16 protein-coding genes and 1 pseudogene are annotated in these 20531 nt (G+C 74.5%); 8 read left to right on the top strand and 9 right to left on the bottom strand.

All coding sequences use genetic code 11. From position 1 onward, the window contains the following. Position 1 precedes the first annotated feature (1 nt). Together resB and ccsB are read left to right on the top strand one after the other, a co-directional pair. Positions 2-1918: a cytochrome c biogenesis protein ResB gene (resB, locus tag ACTWP5_RS04150; protein WP_443219302.1), complete on the top strand. Its 1917-nt coding sequence runs from the start codon at positions 2-4 to the stop codon at positions 1916-1918. A gap of 35 nt (positions 1919-1953) precedes the next feature. Further along, positions 1954-3114: a c-type cytochrome biogenesis protein CcsB gene (gene ccsB / locus ACTWP5_RS04145; RefSeq protein ID WP_443219301.1), complete on the top strand. Its 1161-nt coding sequence runs from the start codon at positions 1954-1956 to the stop codon at positions 3112-3114. A 104-nt stretch (positions 3115-3218) separates the two neighbouring features. On the opposite strand, the gene ACTWP5_RS04140 is transcribed toward ccsB, so the two are convergent. After that, complete coding sequence (locus tag ACTWP5_RS04140) at positions 3219-3776, bottom strand: PLD nuclease N-terminal domain-containing protein (protein ID WP_443219300.1); 558 nt, start codon at positions 3774-3776, stop codon at positions 3219-3221. Positions 3777-3877: 101 nt separating this feature from the next. Between ACTWP5_RS04140 and ACTWP5_RS04135 the strand changes: the two are divergent. Both ACTWP5_RS04135 and mqnP read left to right on the top strand, forming a co-directional pair. Then, a pseudogene (locus ACTWP5_RS04135) lies at positions 3878-5332 on the top strand (menaquinone biosynthesis decarboxylase); the annotation flags it as partial. Positions 5333-5427: 95 nt separating this feature from the next. Further along, positions 5428-6324 carry a menaquinone biosynthesis prenyltransferase MqnP gene (gene mqnP / locus ACTWP5_RS04130; RefSeq protein WP_443219299.1) on the top strand — a complete coding sequence of 299 codons (897 nt, stop codon included), beginning with the start codon at positions 5428-5430 and terminating at the stop codon, positions 6322-6324. 96 nt (positions 6325-6420) lie between these two features. Here mqnP and ACTWP5_RS04125 read toward each other — a convergent pair whose 3' ends face one another. Both ACTWP5_RS04125 and ACTWP5_RS04120 read right to left on the bottom strand, forming a co-directional pair. Then, positions 6421-6672 (bottom strand): DUF397 domain-containing protein, encoded by a 252-nt coding sequence (locus ACTWP5_RS04125; RefSeq protein ID WP_443219298.1) that lies wholly within the window; start codon positions 6670-6672, stop codon positions 6421-6423. A 399-nt stretch (positions 6673-7071) separates the two neighbouring features. Continuing rightward, complete coding sequence (locus ACTWP5_RS04120; RefSeq protein WP_443219297.1) at positions 7072-8049, bottom strand: META domain-containing protein; 978 nt, start codon at positions 8047-8049, stop codon at positions 7072-7074. Between the two features lie 294 nt (positions 8050-8343). Here ACTWP5_RS04120 and ACTWP5_RS04115 point away from each other — a divergent pair, with 294 nt between their 5' ends. Continuing rightward, positions 8344-9282: a S1 family peptidase gene (locus ACTWP5_RS04115; RefSeq protein ID WP_443219296.1), complete on the top strand. Its 939-nt coding sequence runs from the start codon at positions 8344-8346 to the stop codon at positions 9280-9282. 88 nt (positions 9283-9370) lie between these two features. On the opposite strand, the gene ACTWP5_RS04110 is transcribed toward ACTWP5_RS04115, so the two are convergent. Next, positions 9371-11185: an arylsulfatase gene (locus tag ACTWP5_RS04110; RefSeq protein ID WP_443219295.1), complete on the bottom strand. Its 1815-nt coding sequence runs from the start codon at positions 11183-11185 to the stop codon at positions 9371-9373. Between the two features lie 337 nt (positions 11186-11522). Between ACTWP5_RS04110 and ACTWP5_RS04105 the strand changes: the two genes are divergently transcribed. The 3 genes from ACTWP5_RS04105 (at position 11523) to ACTWP5_RS04095 (ending at position 15185) form a co-directional block, all read left to right on the top strand. Beyond that, complete coding sequence (locus ACTWP5_RS04105) at positions 11523-12923, top strand: aminoacyl--tRNA ligase-related protein (RefSeq protein WP_443219294.1); 1401 nt, start codon at positions 11523-11525, stop codon at positions 12921-12923. Positions 12924-13063: 140 nt separating this feature from the next. Then, positions 13064-13960 (top strand): hypothetical protein, encoded by an 897-nt coding sequence (locus ACTWP5_RS04100; RefSeq protein WP_443219293.1) that lies wholly within the window; start codon positions 13064-13066, stop codon positions 13958-13960. Positions 13961-14279: 319 nt separating this feature from the next. Further along, complete coding sequence (locus tag ACTWP5_RS04095; RefSeq protein WP_443219292.1) at positions 14280-15185, top strand: RNA polymerase sigma-70 factor; 906 nt, start codon at positions 14280-14282, stop codon at positions 15183-15185. Positions 15186-15233: 48 nt separating this feature from the next. On the opposite strand, the gene ACTWP5_RS04090 is transcribed toward ACTWP5_RS04095, so the two are convergent. The 5 genes from ACTWP5_RS04090 to ACTWP5_RS04070 form a co-directional block, all read right to left on the bottom strand. Beyond that, entirely contained in the window at positions 15234-15623 is a 390-nt protein-coding gene (locus ACTWP5_RS04090) for a signal peptidase I (protein ID WP_443219291.1), read from the bottom strand. Between the two features lie 30 nt (positions 15624-15653). Then, the gene (locus tag ACTWP5_RS04085) at positions 15654-17369 is read right to left on the bottom strand and encodes a pentapeptide repeat-containing protein (RefSeq protein WP_443219290.1); all 1716 of its coding nucleotides are present in this window, start codon (positions 17367-17369) and stop codon (positions 15654-15656) included. Positions 17370-17496: 127 nt separating this feature from the next. Further along, a complete protein-coding gene (locus ACTWP5_RS04080) occupies positions 17497-18090 on the bottom strand; it encodes a lasso peptide biosynthesis B2 protein (RefSeq protein ID WP_443219289.1) in 594 nt (197 codons plus the stop codon). Then, positions 18087-18488 (bottom strand): lasso peptide biosynthesis PqqD family chaperone, encoded by a 402-nt coding sequence (locus ACTWP5_RS04075; RefSeq protein ID WP_443219288.1) that lies wholly within the window; start codon positions 18486-18488, stop codon positions 18087-18089. The genes ACTWP5_RS04080 and ACTWP5_RS04075 overlap by 4 nt, the downstream gene beginning before the upstream one ends. Continuing rightward, positions 18460-20502 carry an asparagine synthase-related protein gene (locus ACTWP5_RS04070; protein ID WP_443219287.1) on the bottom strand — a complete coding sequence of 681 codons (2043 nt, stop codon included), beginning with the start codon at positions 20500-20502 and terminating at the stop codon, positions 18460-18462. Before ACTWP5_RS04070 ends, ACTWP5_RS04075 begins: the two co-directional genes overlap by 29 nt. Positions 20503-20531: the final 29 nt, after the last annotated feature.

Genomic DNA, 20531 nt, shown 5'->3' with positions numbered 1-20531 from the left:
GATGACCACGGTCACCCCCGACAGCGACAGGAACCGCGCCGGCCAGGCAGCGGCGGAAGCCGGCGCGGCAGCCGACGCGAGAGCCGGTGCCGAGGTCGACGCCGAGGCCGCCGAGGCGGCCGCCGGCCTGAGCACCGCGCCCGTCGCCGAGGACGCCTCGCCCGCCGCCCCCACCGCCGGCGGCGGCGCCGGCTCCTTCGGCGGCACCCGCGAGCCGGGGCTCGGCGGCGGCGCCGCCTGGCTCGGCCGCGAGCTGCTGGGCTGGGCCCGCTGGTTCTGGCGCCAGCTGACCTCCATGCGGGTCGCGCTGATCCTCCTCTTCCTCCTCGCGCTCGCCTCCGTCCCCGGCTCCCTCGTCCCGCAGGACGACGTCAACGCGCTGGCCGCCGAGGAGTTCCGCGCCGAGAACGGCACCCTCGCCGACGTCTACGACGCCCTCCAGCTCTTCGACGTCTACTCCTCGGTCTGGTTCTCGGCGATCTACCTCCTGCTCTTCGTCTCCCTCGTCGGCTGCATCGTGCCCCGCAGCTGGCAGTTCGTGGGGCAGCTGCGGGGCCGCCCGCCCCGCGCCCCGCGCCGCCTGAACCGCATGCCTGCGTACACCACGTGGCGCACCGCAGCCCCGCCCGAGGAGGTGCTGGAGGCCAGCCGCGCCCTGCTGCGCCGCCGCCGCTTCCGCACCGACGCGGGCGAGGGCTACGTCGCCGCCGAGAAGGGGTACCTCCGCGAGGCGGGGAACCTCGTCTTCCACCTGGCGCTCATCGTCATGCTGGTGGCCTTCGCCTACGGGCAGCTGTACCAGTCGGAGGGCGGCAAGCTCGTCGTCGAGGGCGACGGCTTCGCCAACACCCTCACCCAGTACGACGACTTCTCCTCCGGCACCCTCTTCGACGTCGACGAGCTGGAGCGCTTCGGCTTCACGCTGGACGAGTTCGAGGCGGACTTCGTCAGGGAGGGGCCCGACCTCGGCACGCCGACCGACTTCGAGGCCCACGTCAGCTACTGGAGGGCGGGCGAGGGCGACACCGAGCACGAGGCCACGATCAAGGTCAACGAGCCGCTGGGCGTCGGCGACGCCAAGGTGTACCTCCTGGGCCACGGCTACGCCCCCGTCGTCACCGTCACCGACGGGCAGGGCCGCACCGTCTTCCGCGGCCCGGTGCCGTTCATCCCGCAGGACGCGGCGCTGACCTCGACGGGCGTCATCAAGGTCGCCGACTACCTCGACGAGAACGGCGAGCCCGACCAGCTCGGCTTCCAGGGCTTCTTCAACCCGACGTACAACCTCACCCCCGAGCGCGGCCCGCACTCCACCTTCCCCGAGCCCGAGAACCCGGTGCTGACCCTCACCGGCTACCAGGGCGACCTCGGCATCAACTCCGGCCTGCCGCAGAACGTCTACCAGCTCAACCCCCGCAACATGGAGCAGCTGCGGAGCGAGGACGGCGACATCCTCCGCTTCGACCTCCGGCCCGGCGAGTCGATCGAGCTGCCCGACGGCAAGGGCACGTTGACCTTCGAGAGCGTGGAGGAGTGGGCCACGTTCCAGATCTCCACCAAGGCGGGCAACGGCTGGGCGCTCACCGGCTCCCTGGCCGCCGTCGTCGGTCTGGCCGCCTCCCTCCTGCTGCAACGCCGCCGCGTCTGGGTCCGCGCCCACCAGGAGACCGGAGCCGGAGCCGGAGCTCGGTCCGGCGAGGGCGGGGGGAACGGCGGCGCGGAGCGCGTCACGGTCGTGGAGATGGCCTCGCTCGGGCGCAGCGAGTCGCCCCGCATCCCCGAGGAGCTGGCCGCCCTGGCTCTCGCGCTCCAGCCCGCCGCGCCCATGCTGCCGCCCGAGGGCGGCGGCCCGTCCGACGAGGACGAACCCGCAGACCCCGAGAACAGCACCGCCGCTCGTCCACCCGAAGCCCCGTAACGCCGTAACGCCCGAGGAGCCCAAGGAGCACCGACATGACGCTCGCAGCCAACGAGGGCCTGGTCGACACCAGTAACCTGCTGGTCTACTCGGCCATGGCCGTCTACGCCCTGGCGTTCCTGGCCTACATCGCCGAGTGGATCTTCGGCAGCCGCAGCCGGGTCGCCCGCACCGCCGCAGCCCTGACCAGCGACGCCGGCGAGGCGGCCGGGTCCGACGCGGCGTCCGACACAGCGTCCGACGCGGCGGAGGAGAACGACGCGCGCGAGCGCGCCGGCTCGCCCGCCGTCACCGTCACCGTGAGGAAGGGCGGCAGCACGGCCGTCCTGGAGCGCTCCGCCGCGCCCCGGGTGGTCACCCGCTCCGCCGACCCCGGCCGTGACCAGATCCCCGACGGCCCCGGCGCCGCGGGCGGCGACGAGCAGGGCGACGCCTTCGGTCGCGTCGCCGTCTCCCTCACGGTCCTCGCCTTCGGCCTGCACGCCGCCGCCGTCGGCGCCCGCGCCGTCGCCGTCGAGCGCGCGCCGTGGGCGAACATGTACGAGTTCTCCACCACCTTCTCGATGGTGGTCGTCGGCGCCTTCCTCGCCTTCCTTCTCGCGGGGAAGAACGTCCGCTGGCTCGGCCTGCCGCTGGTGACGACGGTCCTGCTGGACCTGGGCCTGGCCGTCACCGTGCTGTACAACGAGAGCACGCAGCTGGTGGCCGCGCTCGACTCGTACTGGCTGTGGATCCACGTCTCGCTGGCCATCACCTGCGGCGCCCTCTTCTACCTCGGCGCGGTGAGCACGGGCCTGTTCCTGCTGCGCGACCGCTACGAGAGCCGCCTGGCCGCCGGCACGCCGTCCGGCTCGTTCGGCACGTCCATCCTGGAGCGGCTCCCGTCCGCCGGCTCGCTCGACAAGTTCGCGTACCGGATCAACGCCGCCGTCTTCCCGCTGTGGACGTTCACGATCATCGCCGGCGCGATCTGGGCCGAGAGCGCGTGGGGCCGGTACTGGGGCTGGGACCCGAAGGAGGTCTGGTCCTTCATCACCTGGGTCGCCTACGCCTGCTACCTGCACGCCCGTGCCACGGCGGGCTGGCGTGGCCGGAAGGCGGCGTACCTGGCGATCGCCGCGTTCCTGTGCTTCCTCTTCAACTACTACGGGATCAACCTGTTCGTCGACGGCAAGCACTCCTACGACGGCGTGTGAACCGCGCCGCCGCGGGCGTTCCCCGTCCGCGGAAACGCCGGAGCCGGTGAGCGTGATGCTCACCGGCTCCGGCGTTCAGCGGCGTTCAGCGGCGTTTCGCGGCTTCAGCGCGAGGAGCCGGGGGAGTCGTCCGGTCCTGAGCCGCCGGGGTCGTCGTCGCCGCCGCGCTCCCGGCCCTCCTGCTGACGCTCCTGCTGGCGCTCCTCCTCGCGCTGCGCCTCGGGCGACTCGTCGGCGGAGGACCCGTCCTCGTGGTCCTTCCGGTCCCGCCTGTCCTTGCGGTCCTTCTTCTCCGACCGCTCGGAGCGCTTGGGGTTGCGGAGCTCAGCCTCCCACTCCCTGAGGAGCTCCTCCTCGCTCTGGCCCCGGGCGTCGTCCCGGTCACGGTCCGTGTCCGCCGTGCCGGAGCCGCCGAGCGAGGCCAGGAACTCCGGGTTGTCGTCCGGTGCCACCCAGCCACCGCCGCCGCGGCGGCCTCCGGGGGTGCGCCGTGCGCGCTCGCGGCCGGCGAAGATCCAGGCGAGCGGTCCGATCACGGTCGCGAGCACGATCAGGAAGATCCACGCCACCTTCGGCAGGTGTTTGACGTCCTCGTCCTTGGTCGTCACGCAGTCCACGAGCGCGTAGACCGCCAGCGCCAGCGGTAGCAGAATCAGCAACACCCTGACCATCGTAGTCTCCCGCGCTTGTCTGGGCTGTTATGTGGCTTCCGGACAAAGCCCCCTGACACAGCCAGCGTAATGCGTCGTGAATACTGAGGCGCATGGCATACGACGACCTGCGGTCGCTCCTGAAGGCCCTGGAGCGCGACGGTGACCTGGTGCGCGTCACGACCGAGGTCGACCCGCACCTGGAGGTGGGGGAGATCACGGACCGGGTCAACAAGGCGGGCGGCCCGGCCCTGCTCTTCGAGAACGTCCGCGGCAGCGACATGCCCCTCGCCATGAACGTCTACGGCACCGACCGCCGCCTGACGAAGGCCCTCGGCATCGAGTCCTACCAGGAGATCGCCGAGAAGATCGGCTCCCTCCTCAAGCCCGAGCTGCCCCACGGCTTCGTCGGCATGCGGGAGGCGTTCGGGAAGCTCGCCGCCATGAGCCACGTGCCGCCGAAGAAGGTCCGGGCCGGCGCGGCGCCCGTCCAGCAGGTCGTCCACAAGGGCGACGAGGTCGACCTCGACCGCCTTCCCGCGACCTTCACCTGGCCGGGCGACGGCGGAGCGTTCTTCAACCTGGGCCTGACCCACACCAGGGACCCCGACACCGGCGTGCGCAACCTCGGCCTCTACCGCCTCCAGCGCCACGACCGCCGCACCATCGGCATGCACTGGCAGATCCACAAGGACAGCCGCAACCACTACGCGGTCGCCGCCCGCCGCGGAGAGCGCCTCCCCGTCGCCATCGCGTTCGGCTGCCCCCCGGCCGTGACGTACGCCGCGACCGCCCCGCTCCCCGGCGACATCGACGAGTACCTGCTCGCCGGCTTCCTCCAGGGCAGGCGGGTGGAGCTGGTGGACTGCCTCACCGTCCCGTTGCAGGTCCCGGCGCAGGCGGAGGTCGTGCTGGAGGGCTGGCTCGAACCGGGCGTCATGCTCCCCGAGGGCCCCTACGGCGACCACACCGGCTTCTACACGCCGCGGGAGCCGTTCCCGGCGCTGACGATCGACTGCGTCACCACCCGCAGCGAGCCGGTGCTCCAGTCGATCGTCGTCGGCCGCCCCCCGACGGAGGACGGGCCCCTCGGCCGCGCCACGGAGCGGTTCTTCCTGCCGCTGCTGAAGGTGATCGTCCCCGACATCGTCGACTACCACCTCCCCGAGGCCGGCGGCTTCCACAACTGCGCCATCGTCTCGATCGACAAGAAGTACCCCAAGCACGCCCAGAAGGTGATGTCGGCGGTGTGGGGGGCCCACATGATGTCGCTGACGAAGCTCGTGATCGTCGTCGACGCCGACTGCGACGTGCACGACCTGCACGAGGTGGCCTGGCGGGCCCTTGGCAACGTGGACTACGCCCGCGACCTGCTGCTCACCTCCGGCCCCGTCGACCACCTCGACCACGCCTCCTACCAGCAGTTCTGGGGCGGCAAGGCGGGGATCGACGCCACCGCGAAGTGGCCGGAGGAGGGGTACACGCGCGACGGCGGCTGGCCCGAGATGATCGTCTCCGACCCGGAGACGGCCGAGCTCGTCACCCGCCGGTGGGCGGAGTACGGGCTGGCGGAGCCGGGCGAGGGCCACGGGCCCGGACGGGGCCTCGGGCGGGGCCTGCTGCGGCGTGGCGCGAAGGGCGCGGGGCGGAAGGGGCACGGGCAGTGACGGTGGCCGCCGGGACCGGTCGGGGGCGGGTCCGCTCCTTCCTGCGCCTGGTGATGATCGAGCACTCGGTGTTCGCGCTCCCCTTCGCGTACATCGCCGCGCTGACCGCGATGTACCTCGACGACGAGACCGTGCACTGGGCGGAGCTGCTGCTGGTCACCCTCGCCATGGTGGGTCTGCGGACCTTCGCGATGGCGGCGAACCGGATCATCGACCGCGAGATCGACGCCCGCAACCCGCGCACCGCGCAGCGCGAGCTCGTCACCGGGGCGGTCTCCGTCCGCACCGCGTGGACGGGTGCCCTCGTCTCCCTCGTCGTCTTCCTGGGCGCCGCCGCGCTGCTCAACCCGCTCTGCCTCGCGCTCGCGCCCGTCGCCGTCGGGCCGATGGTGCTGTATCCCTACGGCAAACGCTTCACGCACTACCCCCACGCCATCCTGGGCCTGGCCCAGGCCATCGGGCCGGTCGGCGGCTGGCTCGCCGTGACCGGTGCCTGGTCCTGGGACGCGGTGCTGCTGGGCGCGGCGGTCGGCCTGTGGATCGGCGGCTTCGACCTGATCTACGCCTGCCAGGACGTGGACGCGGACCGCGCGAACGGCGTCCACTCCGTTCCCGCCCGCTTCGGCGTCGCCGCCGCCCTGTACGCGGCCCGCGTCAGCCACGCCGTGACGTTGGCGCTGCTGGCCTGGTACGCCGTCGCCACGGACGGCGGGATCGCGCTGTGGGTCGGCGTCGCCGTCGTCGCCGGGGCCTTCGTCTACGAGCACGCGATCGTCGGTCCCACAGACCTCAGCCGTGTGGGACGGGCCTTCTTCACCGTCAACGGCTTCGTCGGGATCAGCCTGTTCGCCTTCGCCCTCACGGACCTCGTGGTGCGGGGCCTCGGGGTGTGACGGGTCGCGGTGCGCGGCCGGCGGGTGTGAACGGCCTGGGGGCGCGGGGCCTGGGGGTGCGCGGCCGGTAGGGGTGCGGCCTCGGGGCACCGCCGGTCAACGGGTGTCGTCGGGGCCGGCGACCCCCTCGACGAAGTGGTCGAACTCGTCGTTCTGCACGCCGAGCACGAAGGCGTGCCACTTGGCGCGTGTCGTCGTCACGATCTTCTCCGGCTCGTCGGTCTGCCGGATGTGGATGAGGTCGCCCTCTCCGGCCGCCACCTCGAAGCAGTGCTCGTCGCTGCCGTCCTCGACCTCGGCTCTGATCCAGTCCAGCTTCTCGGCCTGCTCCGGCGTGATCTGGGGCATCGCGTTCCGTCCTCCCCCGGGGTCTCCGTGTCTGCGTGTCGCGTCCTGTGGTGTCGGGTGGTGTCGTGTCTCCTCGGGCGGCCCTCACCGTACCGGTGCGGCGGTGACCGGGCCGTGTGGGAGCGTAACGGTCAGCGTCGAGCCCGGAAACGCCGCGAGCGCGGTGCGCCCCGGATCGGTAGGGCACACCGCGCTCGGACGGGTCGCGCGCGGGTGGGTGCGCGCGACCGGCTCGTGAACGCGCTCAGGGGAGCGCGGGGGAGCGGCCGTTGGCGCGTGCGCCGCCGTGGGACGCGCCGTGGAACGCATCATCACGGCGCCGGCTTTCACCGCGCTTTCACGCGAACGAGGTGGTTTCTCCCCCGGTTGCTCGTCGTCGGTTGCTCGTCGGCCCGTCGCTCAGGTGGCCGGCTCCGCCTCGTCCCGCGTGAGGACCATGTTCTCGCCCGTCTCGATGTCGGTCAGGGTGAGGGTGCGGCCGTCCTCGGAGAGCTCGAAGGTGGGCTCGCTGGCGAGGACGGCCTGGAAGTGCCCCTCGAACTCCATGGCCGGATCGGGACAGCCCATCTCGGTCACCATGAACTCGACGTCGTGGAAGCGGGTGCCCTCGACGCGGACCTCACCGTTGAACGAGTTGCACCCGGAGCCGCCCTCCATGGTGCCGTCCTCGGCGATCGTGACGTGGCCGTCGTCGACCTCCGCCGGCCAGCGCTTCTCCTCGCCGTTCGCGGTCACGCTCTGGGCGACCCACCGCGCGCCGACGACCTCGCGGGCGGCGCTGTCGTCGCGCTGGAGGGTCATGGAGTCACCGGTGTCCGTGTTGGTGAGGGTGAGGGTGCGGCCGTCCTCGCTGACCTCGAAGGTGGGGTCGCTGAGGAAGACGTCCAGCAGGTTCCGCTCGAAGTCGGCCGGCCTGCCGGGGCAGGCCATCATGGTCGAGACGTGGTCGCTGACCCTGAGGCGGTCGCCGTCGACGGTGACGTCGGCGCCGTGGTAGTTGCATCCCGTGTGGCCGCCGGAGTTGCCACCGCCGCCCTCGGCCCTGCCGGGCTCGATCGTCAGGAACGCCCGGTCCGCCCACGCGGGGCGGGGGGTCTCCTCGCCGTCCACGGTGATGGTCTGCGGGACCCATCGGACGCTGGCGACCGTCTCCTCGTCGGACGAGCCGCCGTCACCGTCGCCCCCGCCCCCACCGGTGGCGCCGTCGCTCCCGCTGCTTCCGCCGCCGCTGTCGTTCGCGGCCGCCCCGCCCCCGCCCCCGCCGTCGCCGCCCGCTCCCGCGGTCTCGGTGCCGCAGCCGGCGAGGGCGACGGCCGCGACCGCGGCCAGGGTGCCCGCGGCCAGCCTGCCGCGCGTGGTCCGTCGAATTGTCCTCAATGCAGTCATCATGCCGATGAGACGTGTCCTCGACCGGACAGGTTCCGTACGGACGTTTGGCGGGGGGAGAGTCTGGGGGAAACCTCGGGGGAGTGTGTTGTCAGGTCCATGTTCTTCACGCTCGTTCGGCGACCTTCACGGCCTTCTCATGGTCGTTGCCACATGGTTGCACCTGGCACCCGCGCCATGGTCGATCCGCGCACCATCAGGCACGTTCGCACCATCGAGCACATGTGCACCGCAGAGCACAACACCACTGTTCTGTTTCCCCTGTTCCCGCCTGGAGGCATTGACGTGAGTACGAGACACTTACGGCCCCGCAGAGCCCTCGCCGCCGTCGCGACGGGCCTGCTGGCCGCGTTCGCCCTGCTCGTCCCCGGCACCGCGCAGGCCGCCACCCCCACGGCGCCCGACGCGGGCGACCAGACGTTCACCGCCAGGGAGCTCGACACCGCCCGCGACGCCGTCGCGGAGGCCAGCCCCGGTGGCGTCGCCTGGGCCGTCGACGAGTCCGCGAACACCGTGACCGTACTGGTCGACGAGACCGTCTCGCGCGGCGAGCTCAACGAGCTCACCCGTGCCGCTGGTGACCTCGCACCGGCACTCACCATCGAGCACGTCCCCGGCACCTTCGAGAACTACGCCATCGGCGGCGACGCCATCTACAGCGACCTCGGCTCCCGCTGCTCCCTCGGCTTCAACGTGCGCTCCGGCAACACGTACTACTTCATCACCGCCGGCCACTGCACCAGGGACCCGTACGGCCCCACCCCGCCCTACCCGCTGTGGTCGTTCGACAACGTCAACCTCCACGGCACCACCGCCGGCTCCAGCTTCCCCGGCAACGACTTCGGGATCGTCGTGTACGACCCGCAGCCCGGTGGCGTCTCCAGCGCCGTGAACCTCTACAACGGCAGCTCGCAGCCGATCACCTCCCTCGCCGACCCGGTCAACGGCCAGCAGGCCTGCCGCTCCGGCAGCACCACGGGACTCCAGTGCGGCAGCGTCACCGGCCTCGGCTTCACCGTCGACTACGGCGGCGGCGACGTCGTCACCGGCATGATCCGCACCAACATCTGCGCCGAGCCCGGCGACAGCGGCGGCCCCCTCTTCTCGGGCTCCACCGGCCTCGGCCTCACCTCCGGCGGCAGCGGCAACTGCTCGGTCGGCGGCACCACCTTCTACCAGCCCATCGTCGAGGCGGCCAACGCCTACGGCGTGGGACTGCCCTGATCGTCCGGCCTGATCGGGTGTCAGGTGACGCGCTGACGGGCTGAGCCCGTCGGGCGCGGCCCGCACCACCCGCCGGCGGCGGTCGCGCTCAGGCCGTCGCCGGCTCGCGCCCCGTGCCCTGGCCCGTGCCCTGGACCGCGCCGGGCCCCTCTCCCGGGTCCGTGCCCTGTCCCGTGCCCGGTCCCTGACCCGTGCCGGGCCCAGGCCGCTCCGTGCCGGGCCCCTGGCCCACGCCCGTCGGCGGCGCCGGCTCCGACCACGCCGCGCGCATCAGGGCCGTCAGCTCCGCCACCACCTCCGGGTGGGTCCGCGCCACGTTCCGCGTCTCGCCCGGGTCCACGGCCAGGTCGTAGAGCTCGACGTCCCACGCCGCGTCGGGCGCGGCGAGATCCCGTCCCGGCGCGAAGCGCACCGCCTTCCAGTCGCCGCGCCGCACCGCCTCCGCCAGCTGGGCGCACCGGCCACGGTCCTCGGCGTCGGCGCGTGGCGTCGCGCTCCTGCTGTTGCGGTGCCAGAACAGGTACTCGTGGTCCCGCACCGGCCCGACGGGCTGCCCTCCGGATCCCTGGGACGTCCGCGCCTCGCCGGTCTGACGGGCCGTCCCCGTCCCGGCGCCCGTGCCCGCCCCGGCACCGCCGCCGGCCTCCGCGGCCGTCGCGCCGCCGCCGAGCAGCGCGGCGATCGACAGCCCGTCGATCCCCCTCGGCACCGCCGCCCCGGCCCCCGCGAGCTCCGCGACGGTCGGGAACACGTCCGTCAGGGACGTGACGCGTCCGCACACCGAGCCCGCCGGCACCGCCCCTGGGCGCCACGCGATCAGCGGCACCCGGATGCCGCCCTCGTAGAGGTTGCGCTTGTACCCGCGCAGCGGGCCGTTGGCGTCGAAGTGGTCCGGGTTCGTCCCGCCCTCCTCGTGCGGGCCGTTGTCGCTGGTGAAGAGCACCAGCGTGTCCTCGGCCAGCTCCAGCCGCCGCAGCTCCCGCACCACCGTGCCCACCAGCGCGTCCAGCCGCGTCACCTGCGCGGCGTGCGCCACGTCGGGCTCGCTCCAGCCCCGCAGGGCGGCGTAGGAGGAGTACGCCGTGCCCGACGGCGGGACGACGTTCGGGGCGTGGGGGAGGTTCGGCGAGAGCATCAGCGCGAACGGCTCGCCGTGTCGCCGTGAGCGCGTGGCGCGTTCGCGCAGGAACGACAGCGTCCGCCGCTCGAACAGGTCGACCGCGTAGCCACCCCGGGGCACGGGGACGGCGTCGCCGTTCTCCCACAGGTACTCCGGGTAGTACTCGTGGGCGTGGCCGTGCGCGATGTACCCGAAGAAGTCGTCGAAGCCCTGCGCGTTCGGGTGCGACGGCTGCGCGGCCGTCTCGGGGCCGAAGCCCCACTTCCCGACGCACGCCGTGCGGTACCCGTGGCCGCGCAGCAGCGAGGCGAAGGTGGTGTCGCTCGCGGCGAAGCCGGCCTGTATCCCGTCGGACGGGTTGTGCCGCACCGTCCCGTGCCCCACGTGCAGGCCGGTCATCAGCGCCGCGCGGGAGGGCGCGCAGACGGGCGCCGCCGAGTACGCCTGCGAGAAGCGCATCCCCTCGGCCGCGAGCTGGTCGAGGTGCGGGGTGTGGATGAGCCGCTGCCCGTAGCAGCCGAGCTCGCCGTAGCCGAGGTCGTCCGCGGTGATCAGCACGATGTTGGGCGGGCGGCGCGGCGTTCCGGCTCCGGTGCGGGCGCCGGAGCCCGCGCGCTGGGCGTCGGTGACGGCGCGGGCCTCGCGCGGGGCGGGGACCGACGTGGTCTGTGAGGACAGCGCGGCCACCCCCATTCCCGCTCCGACGGCGCCGACCAACGCGGCGCAGTGACGAAGGAAGTGGCGGCGCGTCGCGGCGGCGGGCGCGGCTGCCGCGGGTGGCACGGACGGCGCGGACGGCGCGGACGGCGCGGACGGTGACGCGGACGAGGCCGAGGAGGAGGCCGAGGACAAGTGTGATCCCCCGTGGAGAGTTCCCTGACGTGCCCCGTGGGCGGGGGCTGACCGGTAGAACGCCGCGGTCGCTCGCGTGGTTGCCTGCTAACGTTAACGATATGCAGCGTGTGGACGTGATCTTCGTCATCCCCGTCGAGACGACGACGCCGGTGAGTCCCGGCGGCGCGCTGACAGCCTGATCCAGTTCAGACGAAGCCCCGGGGCGAGTGCCCCGGGGCTTCGTCGTCCACGCGGTCACTCGCCTCGCCCACCCGAGGAGACACTGATGACCGCCCACTCGTCCCACTCCGCGCAGTCCGCTCGCCCCGCCCGTCCGGTCGACCACCGCCGGCTCGGCCGCGAGCTGGACCTCTTCGACTCCGATCCGCTCATCGGCGCGGGCCTGCCGTACTGGCTGCCCGACGGCGCGGCCGTGCGCCACACCCTGGAGGAGTACATCAGGGAGGCCGAGCGCCGCGCCGGCTACCAGCACGTGTACTCGCCCGTGCTCGCCAAGCGCGAGCTCTACGAGATCTCGGGCCACTGGTCCCACTACCGCGACGACATGTACCCGCCGATGCGGCTCGGCGGCGGACAGGCGGCGGCCGGCGACTCCGAGGCCGACGCCGACGCCGGCGCCGACGCCGGCGCCGGCGCGTCAGCCGAGGAGCTGGTGCTCCGCCCGAGCCTGTGCCCCCACCACGCCCTGATCTTCCGCTCCCGCTCCCGCAGCCACCGCGAGCTGCCCCTGCGGATGGCGGAACTCGGCGGCATGTACCGCGCCGAACTCTCCGGCGTCCTCGGCGGCCTGACCCGGGTGCGCGCCATCCAGCTCAACGACGCGCACGTCTTCTGCACCCTGGAGCAGGTCGCCGACGAGGCCCGGGCCGCGCTCGACCTGATCCGTGCCGCCTACGCCGACCTCGGCATCCGCGCCACCCGCTACCGCCTCTCCCTCGCCTCCGCCGCCGCCTCCGAGCCCGCGGCAGCGGGAGCGGAGGCGGGCGGCGAGGCGGGCGGCGAGGCCGGGAAGTACGTCGCCGACCCCGCGATGTGGCGGCGTGCCGCCGACCTCCTCACCGAGGTCCTCGACCGCGCCGGCCTCCCGTACGAGGCGGAGGAGGGCGAGGCGGCGTTCTACGGCCCCAAGATCGACGTGCAGGTCACCGATCCCGCGGGCCGCGAGACCACCCTCTCCACCGTGCAGGTGGACTTCCACCAGCCCGCGCGCTTCGGCCTCGCGTACGTGGGCCCCGACGGGGCGAGGCACCGCCCCGTGATGGTGCACCGCAGCGTCATCGGCAGCGTCGAACGGGCCGTCGCCCACCTCGTCGAGACCCATGCCGGCGCCTTCCCGGCCTGGCTCGCGCCCACCCAACTCGTCGCCCTGCCCGTCACCGACGACGAGCTCCCGCACGCCGCACGCCTCGTCGAACGCTGCGTCTCCCTCGGCCTGCGGGCCCGCCTGGCCGGCCCGGAGGAGGGCACCCTCGGCGCCCGGATCAGGGCCGAACGCCTCGTGCCGTACCACGCGGTCATCGGCCACCGGGAGGCCGCCGCCGGAGCCGACCTCGTCGCGCTGCGCCTGCGGGACGGGCGGCGCCTGCCGGCGCGGCCGGCGGGCGGGGTCCTGGACCGCGTCGGCCGGCTCGTGGCGTCCCGCAGCGCGGAGCTGTGGGACGCGTAGCCGGGAGGTACGGCGGCGGCAACCTCCCGCCGGGTGGGCGGCGACCTAGGGACGCGCGGCAGGGCACGCCGCCGCGCGTCCCCCACCCCCACGCTCGACCGCGCTCCACCCCCCACTCAACCCCACCCCCAGGAGCCGCCATGACGTCCCCCACGAAGCGCACCGCGCGCACCGCGCGGAGAGCCCTTCGGCTGCCCGTGCTGGTCTTCGGCCTCGGCACCGCCGTGGCCGTCTCGTTCGCCACCGCGCCCGCGACCGCCGCCCAGCAGGCGTGGAACCCACCGGCCGAGTACGCCCAGGGGCTCGACGAGGTCTGGGCGCACATGGAGGAGACCTACCCCGACCTGCTCGGCTTCCCGAACTACGGCTGGGACCAGCTCGTCGCCAACGACGGCACGTTCACGTACTGCGTCCGCTGGGACTCCTCCCGCACCGTCACCGCCGAGACGCGCGACCGCGTCGAGCAGGTGCTTGAGGAGCAGTGGGCCAGGTGGTTCGACGGCCTGCGCGGCTTCGACGGCTTCCCCTACGACGAGGTGCCGGTGGAGGTCGTCGGCTGGGCCGCGCGCGGCGACGGTCAGCTCCAGTGGAGCGACGACGCCGTGGACCGCTACATCGGTCTGCTCGACGGCGGCGGCGCCCCGCAGTGCGCCCCCGAGTGCGGCCGCTTCTTCCACCAGGACGGCGACTACTCCCAGTGCCCCGGCGGGGAGGCCCGCCACTACGACCAGTCGCTCTGGCTCACCGACGGCTTCGGCGGCGGCCACGGCGGCGACTGGGGCCAGCGCATCGGCACCGAGTACCTCCTCGGGGCGCTGGGGCAGGAGAACATCCACATCCTGCTCCACGAGATGGGGCACACGCTGGGCCTGGACGACTTCTACGACTGGACGCCGACCGGCGTCGACGGCTTCCTGATGAAGGCCGGTACGGCGAGCGAGGTCACCGGCTTCGACACGTGGATGGCGCGCGACTTCTGGCGCCACCTGAAAGGGCGCTACGACCTCAACGCCGTCGACGCCCTCGACACGGTCTGAGCCGAGTCCGGTCCGGGTCGTGTCCGGTCCGGGTCGTCGACGGGGCGTGGCGCCGCGCCCCGTCGAACACCCCGGGTGGCTGCCGAGCGGGGTCAGCGGCGCGGCGACCACCCGGGGATCCCGCGCCACGCCCGTCACGCCCGTCACGCCCGCCGCCGTCCGCCGCCGTCCGCCGCCGTCCGCGGCTCGTGGACGGCCGGCCCCGCCGCGTACTCCAGCACGGTGAGGGAGCCCGCGCCCCACCGCGTGCGGCAGGGTGTGACCCTCTCGTGTTCCGTTCCCCACGGCGCCCGCGCCGCCCGCGAGAGATGATCGGAACATGCCGGAGACCACCCCACCGCACGCCCAGGACGCCGACGCGGCGCAGGACCCGTACACCGAACACCGTCGGCTCCTGTTCGCCACGGCCTACCGCATGCTCGGCAGCGTCGCCGACGCCGAGGACGTGCTCCAGGACGCCTGGCTCGCCTGGAACGCGGTGGACCGCTCCACCGTCCGCCACCCGAAGGCCTACCTGGTCCGCACGGTGACGAACCTGTCGTTGAACCGCCTGACCTCGGCCCGCGCGACCCGCGAGACCTACGTCGGCCCGTGGCTGCCCGAGCCGCTGCTGACCGCGCCCGACACGGCGCAGGAGGCGACGGAGGTCGCCGAGGAGGTCTCGTACGCGATGCTGGTGGTGCTGGAGACCCTCGGCCCGGTCGAGCGCGCCGTCTTCCTGCTCCGCGAGGTCTTCGGCTACGCCCACGCCGAGATCGCCGACATCCTCGGGCGGCCCGAGCCGACGGTCCGCCAGATCGCCCACCGCGCCCGTTCCCACGTCGAGGCACGCCGCCCCCGCTTCGCCACCAACGCGGCGGAGCGCGAACGGGTCACGGCGCGCTTCATCGCGGCCTGTGAGGGCGGTGACCTCGCCGCGATGATGGAGGTCCTGGCCCCGGACGTGACCTTCTGGTCCGACGGTGGCGGGAAGGTCACCGCGGCGCGCCGCCCGGTCCACGGCGCGGACCGTGTCGCCCGCTTCGGCATCAGCGGCCTGAACAAGCCCGAGTACGCGGGGACCCGACTGGAGCCCGCCGTGATCAACGGCGAACTCGGCATCCTCGTGTACATCGGCTCCCGGCTCACCGGCGCCTTCACCTACGAGATCGTCGAGGGTCGCATCACGAGCCTGCGTCTCCAGGTCAACCCCGACAAGCTGGCGGGCCTCACCCGTCGCCCCTGACCCGTCGCCCCTGACCCACCGGGCCCGGGCCCGGTGGGCTGCGGCCCGTCAGCCCGCCGCGTAGCCGTCGGGGGTCGAGGGCCAGCGGGCGGTGAGGACGACCGACGCCTCCTCCGCCCGCCAGCGATGGTCGACGCCCGGACCCCAGACGACGTAGTCGCCCTGCCGCGTCAGCAGCACGTCGCGACCCGGCAGTTCCACGCGGAACCGGCCGCTGACCAGGACGAGGAACGTCGTGCGCCGCTCGCCCGTGACCCACCGCGCCCGCTCGTCGCCGGGCGGGTGGACGCTCCACTTGATCTCGACGGCCGTGTCGCGGCGCAGGTCCGGCACGTCCTTGAAGTGCCCGAGCAGCCAGCCCCGGTCCGCCGCCCCGTCCTCGGCGGCGTTCCCCACGTGCACGGTGCCCTGGCCTGCTGCGCTGTCGTCGGCGTCCACGCGCCCGGACGCTAGCAACGCCGCCCCGTATCAGCGCTTGACGCGGGCTCGCACGGCGAACGCGGCGAGGCCGAGCAGGACGGGCTCGCTGAGGCGGGAGGCCATCTCGACGTAGGTGCCGGCGGTCGTGAGGTCCTGACCCGAGGAGCGGAACACCGTGCTGTTGATGACGACGCGCAGCGACTTCTCGAAGCGTTCGCTGGTGAGCCGCTCCGCGAGCGGGCCCGAGGGGTTCGTCGGGTCGGGGGTGTCGTTGGTCAGCACCAGCTCCTGGCCCGCCTCGACCTGTCGGCCGCGCGTCGTGGGCTTCGGCTCCTCGGCCGGCAGACCCCAGAGCATCATCGCGAGGACCGTGACCGTCATGGCCGCCAGCAGCCAGGCGAGGGCGCGGGAGGCGCGCAGCCCGTACCCGGACACGGCCCAGTACGCGGCCAGCAGCCAGCGCTCGGCGCGCGGCGTCCCGCTCACGTCGTGGCGCCGCATCTCGCACTCGCCGTAGTAGAAGTCGGCCGCGCCCGGCTCGTTCTTGCCGTCCTCCAGCGCCTTCCGCAGCTGCCGGTAGAGCGCCGCGACGGTCTCGGGGCCGGGCGGCGGGGCCGGGTGGGTGGGCCCCGGCGTCCACGAGGGAGACGTCCCGCCCTCGACGACGGCCCGCCAGTGGTGCTCCTCGGCGAGGGTGCGCCGCTTGGACCAGCGCGTCGGCAGCGGCCCGCGCCGTCGCCAACGGTCGGGCGGCCGCGCGAAGACCGTCCGCCCCTCCAGCCGGATCTGGTCCAGGTGCACGGTGCCCGCGAAGCGGCAGCGCGTCAGGTCCGCGTCGATCAGCGAGAGGTGGGCCGCGTCCACGTCGCGCAGGCTCGTGACCCGCAGCGCGGCCTGTGGCCTGCGGATGGTCGCGGGGCCGAGGAACGGGGCGCTGCTCGCGGTCATGGTGACGGGGAACTCCATCACCGCCCCGGAGAGGTCCACGTCGTCGCAGTTCAGCCGCAGCGCGGCCGTGGACCTCCACTGGGTGCGCTCAAGGCGGGCCTTCGCGGCCGTCACGTCCACCGTCACCGGCGCGCCGAAGACCGCCGCGTTCAGGTTCACCGTGCCGGCGCACGCGAGCGGCCCGAGCTCCGGCGCCGTCTCGAACCGGGCCTCCGCGAAGGAGACGACGGTGTGGAAGAGCGCGTTGCGGAACAGCGCGGCCCGCGCGAAGCCCGCCCGCACGAAGACACCCGGACCGGTGAAGTCGGCCCGCTCGAACCGCGCCTCGCCCTCGAACTCCGCCTCCGTGAAGTCGGCGCCGGCACGGAAGCTCGCGCCACCGAACCGGGCCGCCCCCGCGAAGGTGGCCCGGCCGAACCACGTCTCGCTGTCGAACCGTGTCCGCCGGAACGCCGCCTCGCCCTCGAAGGCGGCCCCCGTGAACACGGCGGCGCCGCCGAAGCCGGCGCTCTCGAACGAGGCCGGGCCCGCGAAGCGCGCCTCGCCGAAGTCCGCGGCGCCGAAGGTGTGGAGCCCGGTGTCGGGGTCGAGCAGGGCGCCGAGGAGCCGGTCGAGCAGCTCGGGCGTGAACGTCGTCCCGTGGTGGTCGACGTCCGAGCCGGGGCCGAGCGTGTCCAGGTAGAGCATCAGGTCGATCTCGTCGAGGTGAGCCAGGCACGCCGTGCGGTCGCCGACGCGGACGCCACGGCAGCCCTCCGTGAAGCACAGGATCCGCACGGGGAGGCCGTCGGGTGGGGCGGGGGACGGGGAGCTCATGCCCGAAGGACGACAGGGCGGGGCGCTCCAGTTGCCTGGCCCGTCACCCGACCCGCCACCTGGCCCGTCAGCCGACCCGTTTCCGGACAGGGGCCAGGGCTCGGGATCGGTCCGTGCTCGGGGACGTTCAGGGCTCGGGCCCCGGGGCGTGTCGGCGCGGCCCCCGCCGTCTCATCCCCCGCCACCCCTGCCGCCATCCCTGCCGCCACCCATGCCGGCGACCCCGCCGCCGGCCCCGTCGCCGACCGCGGGCCGGGGCGCTGGCCGCGGGCGCGACGGTGATCGCGCGACGCCGATACGTGCCGGTGCCGGCGGGCCCGTCCACGGGGCGGCCGTCCGCCGCGACCCCGGCGCGCGCCGAGAACGGCGACCCGCGGATTCTCGTGCACCACGTCGGCCACGCGCCGCGCAGCCGGCACAGCAGCGCCGTGGCGCGGGAGCGTCGCAGGCAGTACCTGCCCGAGCAGAACGTGGAGGCGGACGCCCCCTCCCGTGGGGCGGCGAGCTTCGCGTCGTGCCCGGCGGGGGAGGCGCCACGCCGCAGCGCGGCCAGGACGCGCCGGGCCCGCCGGAGGCGGCGCGACGGCAGGTGGGTCAGGAGCCGGGCGGACGCCACCGCGAGCCGGGTGCGTGCCCGGAGCCGGAGCCCGCGCCACAGCCGGCGGGCGAGCCCGCCGCGCGGCGGCCCTCCGGCGCCGGACCTGTGGGGGGACCAGCTCATTCCTCGGCCCTCACGACCTCGGCCAGCCTCGCGTTCGTGAGCTGTTCCACCAGGGCGTCGATGTCGGCGGCGACCGCCTCACGGGTGACGCCCTCGTGGCCGGCGGCGAGCTCGTCCGCGAGCCCGTCGCGGTCGGCGCCCGCCAGCAGTCGCCGCAGGATGTGCGCGGCGGTGGCGTTCAACTGCCAGTACCGGCCGGCGCGCTCGTCGAGCAGCACCATCCCGCCCGTGCCCGTGCCCGTGCCCGTGCCGGGGCCGGGGCCGGAGCCGGAGCCGCGCGCGTCGCTCGCCCGGCCGCCTCCGGGCTCGCCCCGGGCTCTGGCGCCGGGACCCCCGCCGGGGTCGTCGTCCATGTCGCAGGCGGCGACGTCAGGCCGTAGTCGCAGGATCGTGGTCACGGGTGTGCTCCCGGAGATAGCGCGGATGGGGATGGGCGTCGAGGTCACGCAGCCACTCCTCGACCCCGAGGGCGGCCTCCAGCGCGGCGACGCCGCCCGTCAGCAGCCCGGGGCCGAGCACCGCCCGCCGCAACGCGTCCGGCTCGACGAGCCCGAGGGCCGCCAGCCGCGAGTCGGCGGCCCAAGCCGCCAGCTCGCGGCGGTGCGCGGCCATGCCGGCGTACCACTCCTCGCCGCTGTGGTCCCTGGTGCCGCGGCCGAGGAGCGCGTCGGGCACGACGCCGCGCATGGCCGCGATCAGCAGCGGCCTGAACAGCGACGGGTGGCCCGCCTCGTGCGGGCGGACCCGCAGGGCCGCCGCGACCACCGCGTCGTCGCAGAACGGGGAGTGGACCGGCAGGCCGCTCGCCCTGCCGCACTCGGCGAGGTGACCCGCGCTCCGCCCCGCCTGGCGCACCAGGTGCAGCCACGCGTGAACGCCTCGGTCGCCCCCGCCCAGCGGCTGGGCCGTGGCGGCGGCCTCACACAGCGACAGCGCCACCATCTCCCGCGCCTCCCGGCTGGCCCACGGGGGCAACGCGACGCGCGGCCCCCACCCGTGGCCCCACCACGGCCCCGTCACCCGCTCGCCGCCGGCCCCGACAGCGCCGACGGGGCCGACGCCTCCGACGGCGTCGCGCTCCGCTCCGGCGGGCGGGGAGGCGGCCGACACGCCGTCCGCCTGCGCGGTCAGCCAACGCCCCAGCGACCGCCCCCCGAGCAGCGCCCCGCCCGTCTCGCCCCACGACCAACGCGACCGCGCCCGGTGCGCGACCGCGTGCCGCAGCGCCACCGCCGGACGGCGCCGCAGCAGCCCGTGCACGTACCCGGGGGGCGGCGTCACGACGCGGTCCGCGCCGTGCCCCGACAGCCGGTGAGCCGCGCCGTGCGCGCGCAGCAGCCGCGCCACCTCCGCCTGCGCCGACCTGGCCCGCAGCGCGACCGTCGGCTCGTCACCCGGCTCGCGGCGCTCGTCGAGGCCCGCGAAGTGCGCCGGCAGGTCGCGCGGGTCCAGGACGAGGTGGGTGAACGGGCCGGGAAGGCTGGCGGCGGCCACGCGCGCGTAGTGCCGGTCCTCGTTGCCCGCGGCCGACCAGTCCAGCGTCGCCGCCACCAGACGGGCACCGGCCTCGGCGGCCAGGAAGCTCACGGAGGTGGAGCCGAGCCCGCCCGACAGGTCCGCCGCGACCGTCCCGCCCGCCGTGACGCGCAGCCCCACCGCCGTGCGCAGCGCCCGCCGCAGCCCGAGCGCGGCCTCGTCGAGCGGGAGCTCGGGCTCGGGGCGACGCCACCACGCCACGGTGTGGCAACCACCCCCGACGCCGGCCGTGTCACCCCCGGCACCGGTCGGGTCACCCCCGGCCGAGCCGCCCCCGGCCGAGCCGGGCATTCGGAGCGCCTCGCCGGGCGGCACGGCCGTGACGCCCCGCCAGGCCGAGCCGACGTCCAGGGGATGGGGCGGCGCGGGGAGGAGACGGGCCGCCAGCCGGGCCGGCTCCGGCGCGGCCCCCGTCAGCCACGCGAGCGTGCGCGCCCGGTCGGCCGCGACCGTCACGCCGTCCACCTCCGCGTGGTACAGCCGGCGGTCACCGCAGGCCGTGCCGCGTGCGTAGACCTCGCCGTCGACCGAGGCGAGGAGGTGGAAGCTGCCCGCCGCGCCCGCGACCACCGACTCGGCGTCCCGCGCGGACGTCCGCACCAGGGCGGCCACCCGCCGGGCGACCTCGGTGTCCGTCAGCGCGTGCGTGCCGAGCACGGTGACGCGGCCCCGGCGCCCCCGCCCGTCGGAGACGGCCACGGACACCGCCCCGCTGTCCCAGCAGCCCAGAAGCCAGGGGCGCCCCGAGGGATGCGGCAGCCGATGGCAGGCGTACGGGGCCAGCCGGGCGGCGACGGACCGGGCGGGCTCCCGGTCCGGCAGGACCACGAACCACGGCACCCGCGCGCCGCGGTCCTCAGGCGGGGGGCCGGTCACCCGAGGTCCAGAGGCTCCGCCTCCCGCCA

The sequence above is a fragment of the Streptomyces sp. 4N509B genome (assembly GCF_052245655.1).
GTDB lineage: Bacteria > Actinomycetota > Actinomycetes > Streptomycetales > Streptomycetaceae > Streptomyces.
Note: the sequence above shows the minus strand (reverse complement) of the source record. Positions and strands in the feature narration are given on the sequence as shown.

Excerpts from the sequence above, each read along its gene's own strand:
- ACTWP5_RS04100 (WP_443219293.1), top strand. The coding sequence starts at position 13,064 with ATGACGTCCCCCACGAAGCGCACCGCGCGCACCGCGCGGAGAGCCCTT.
- ACTWP5_RS04105 (WP_443219294.1), top strand. The coding sequence starts at position 11,523 with ATGACCGCCCACTCGTCCCACTCCGCGCAGTCCGCTCGCCCCGCCCGT.
- ccsB (WP_443219301.1), top strand. The coding sequence starts at position 1,954 with ATGACGCTCGCAGCCAACGAGGGCCTGGTCGACACCAGTAACCTGCTG.
- ACTWP5_RS04080 (WP_443219289.1), bottom strand. The coding sequence starts at position 18,090 with ATGAGCTGGTCCCCCCACAGGTCCGGCGCCGGAGGGCCGCCGCGCGGC.
- ACTWP5_RS04085 (WP_443219290.1), bottom strand. The coding sequence starts at position 17,369 with ATGAGCTCCCCGTCCCCCGCCCCACCCGACGGCCTCCCCGTGCGGATC.
- ACTWP5_RS04125 (WP_443219298.1), bottom strand. The coding sequence starts at position 6,672 with ATGCCCCAGATCACGCCGGAGCAGGCCGAGAAGCTGGACTGGATCAGA.
- resB (WP_443219302.1), top strand. The coding sequence starts at position 2 with ATGACCACGGTCACCCCCGACAGCGACAGGAACCGCGCCGGCCAGGCA.
- ACTWP5_RS04095 (WP_443219292.1), top strand. The coding sequence starts at position 14,280 with ATGCCGGAGACCACCCCACCGCACGCCCAGGACGCCGACGCGGCGCAG.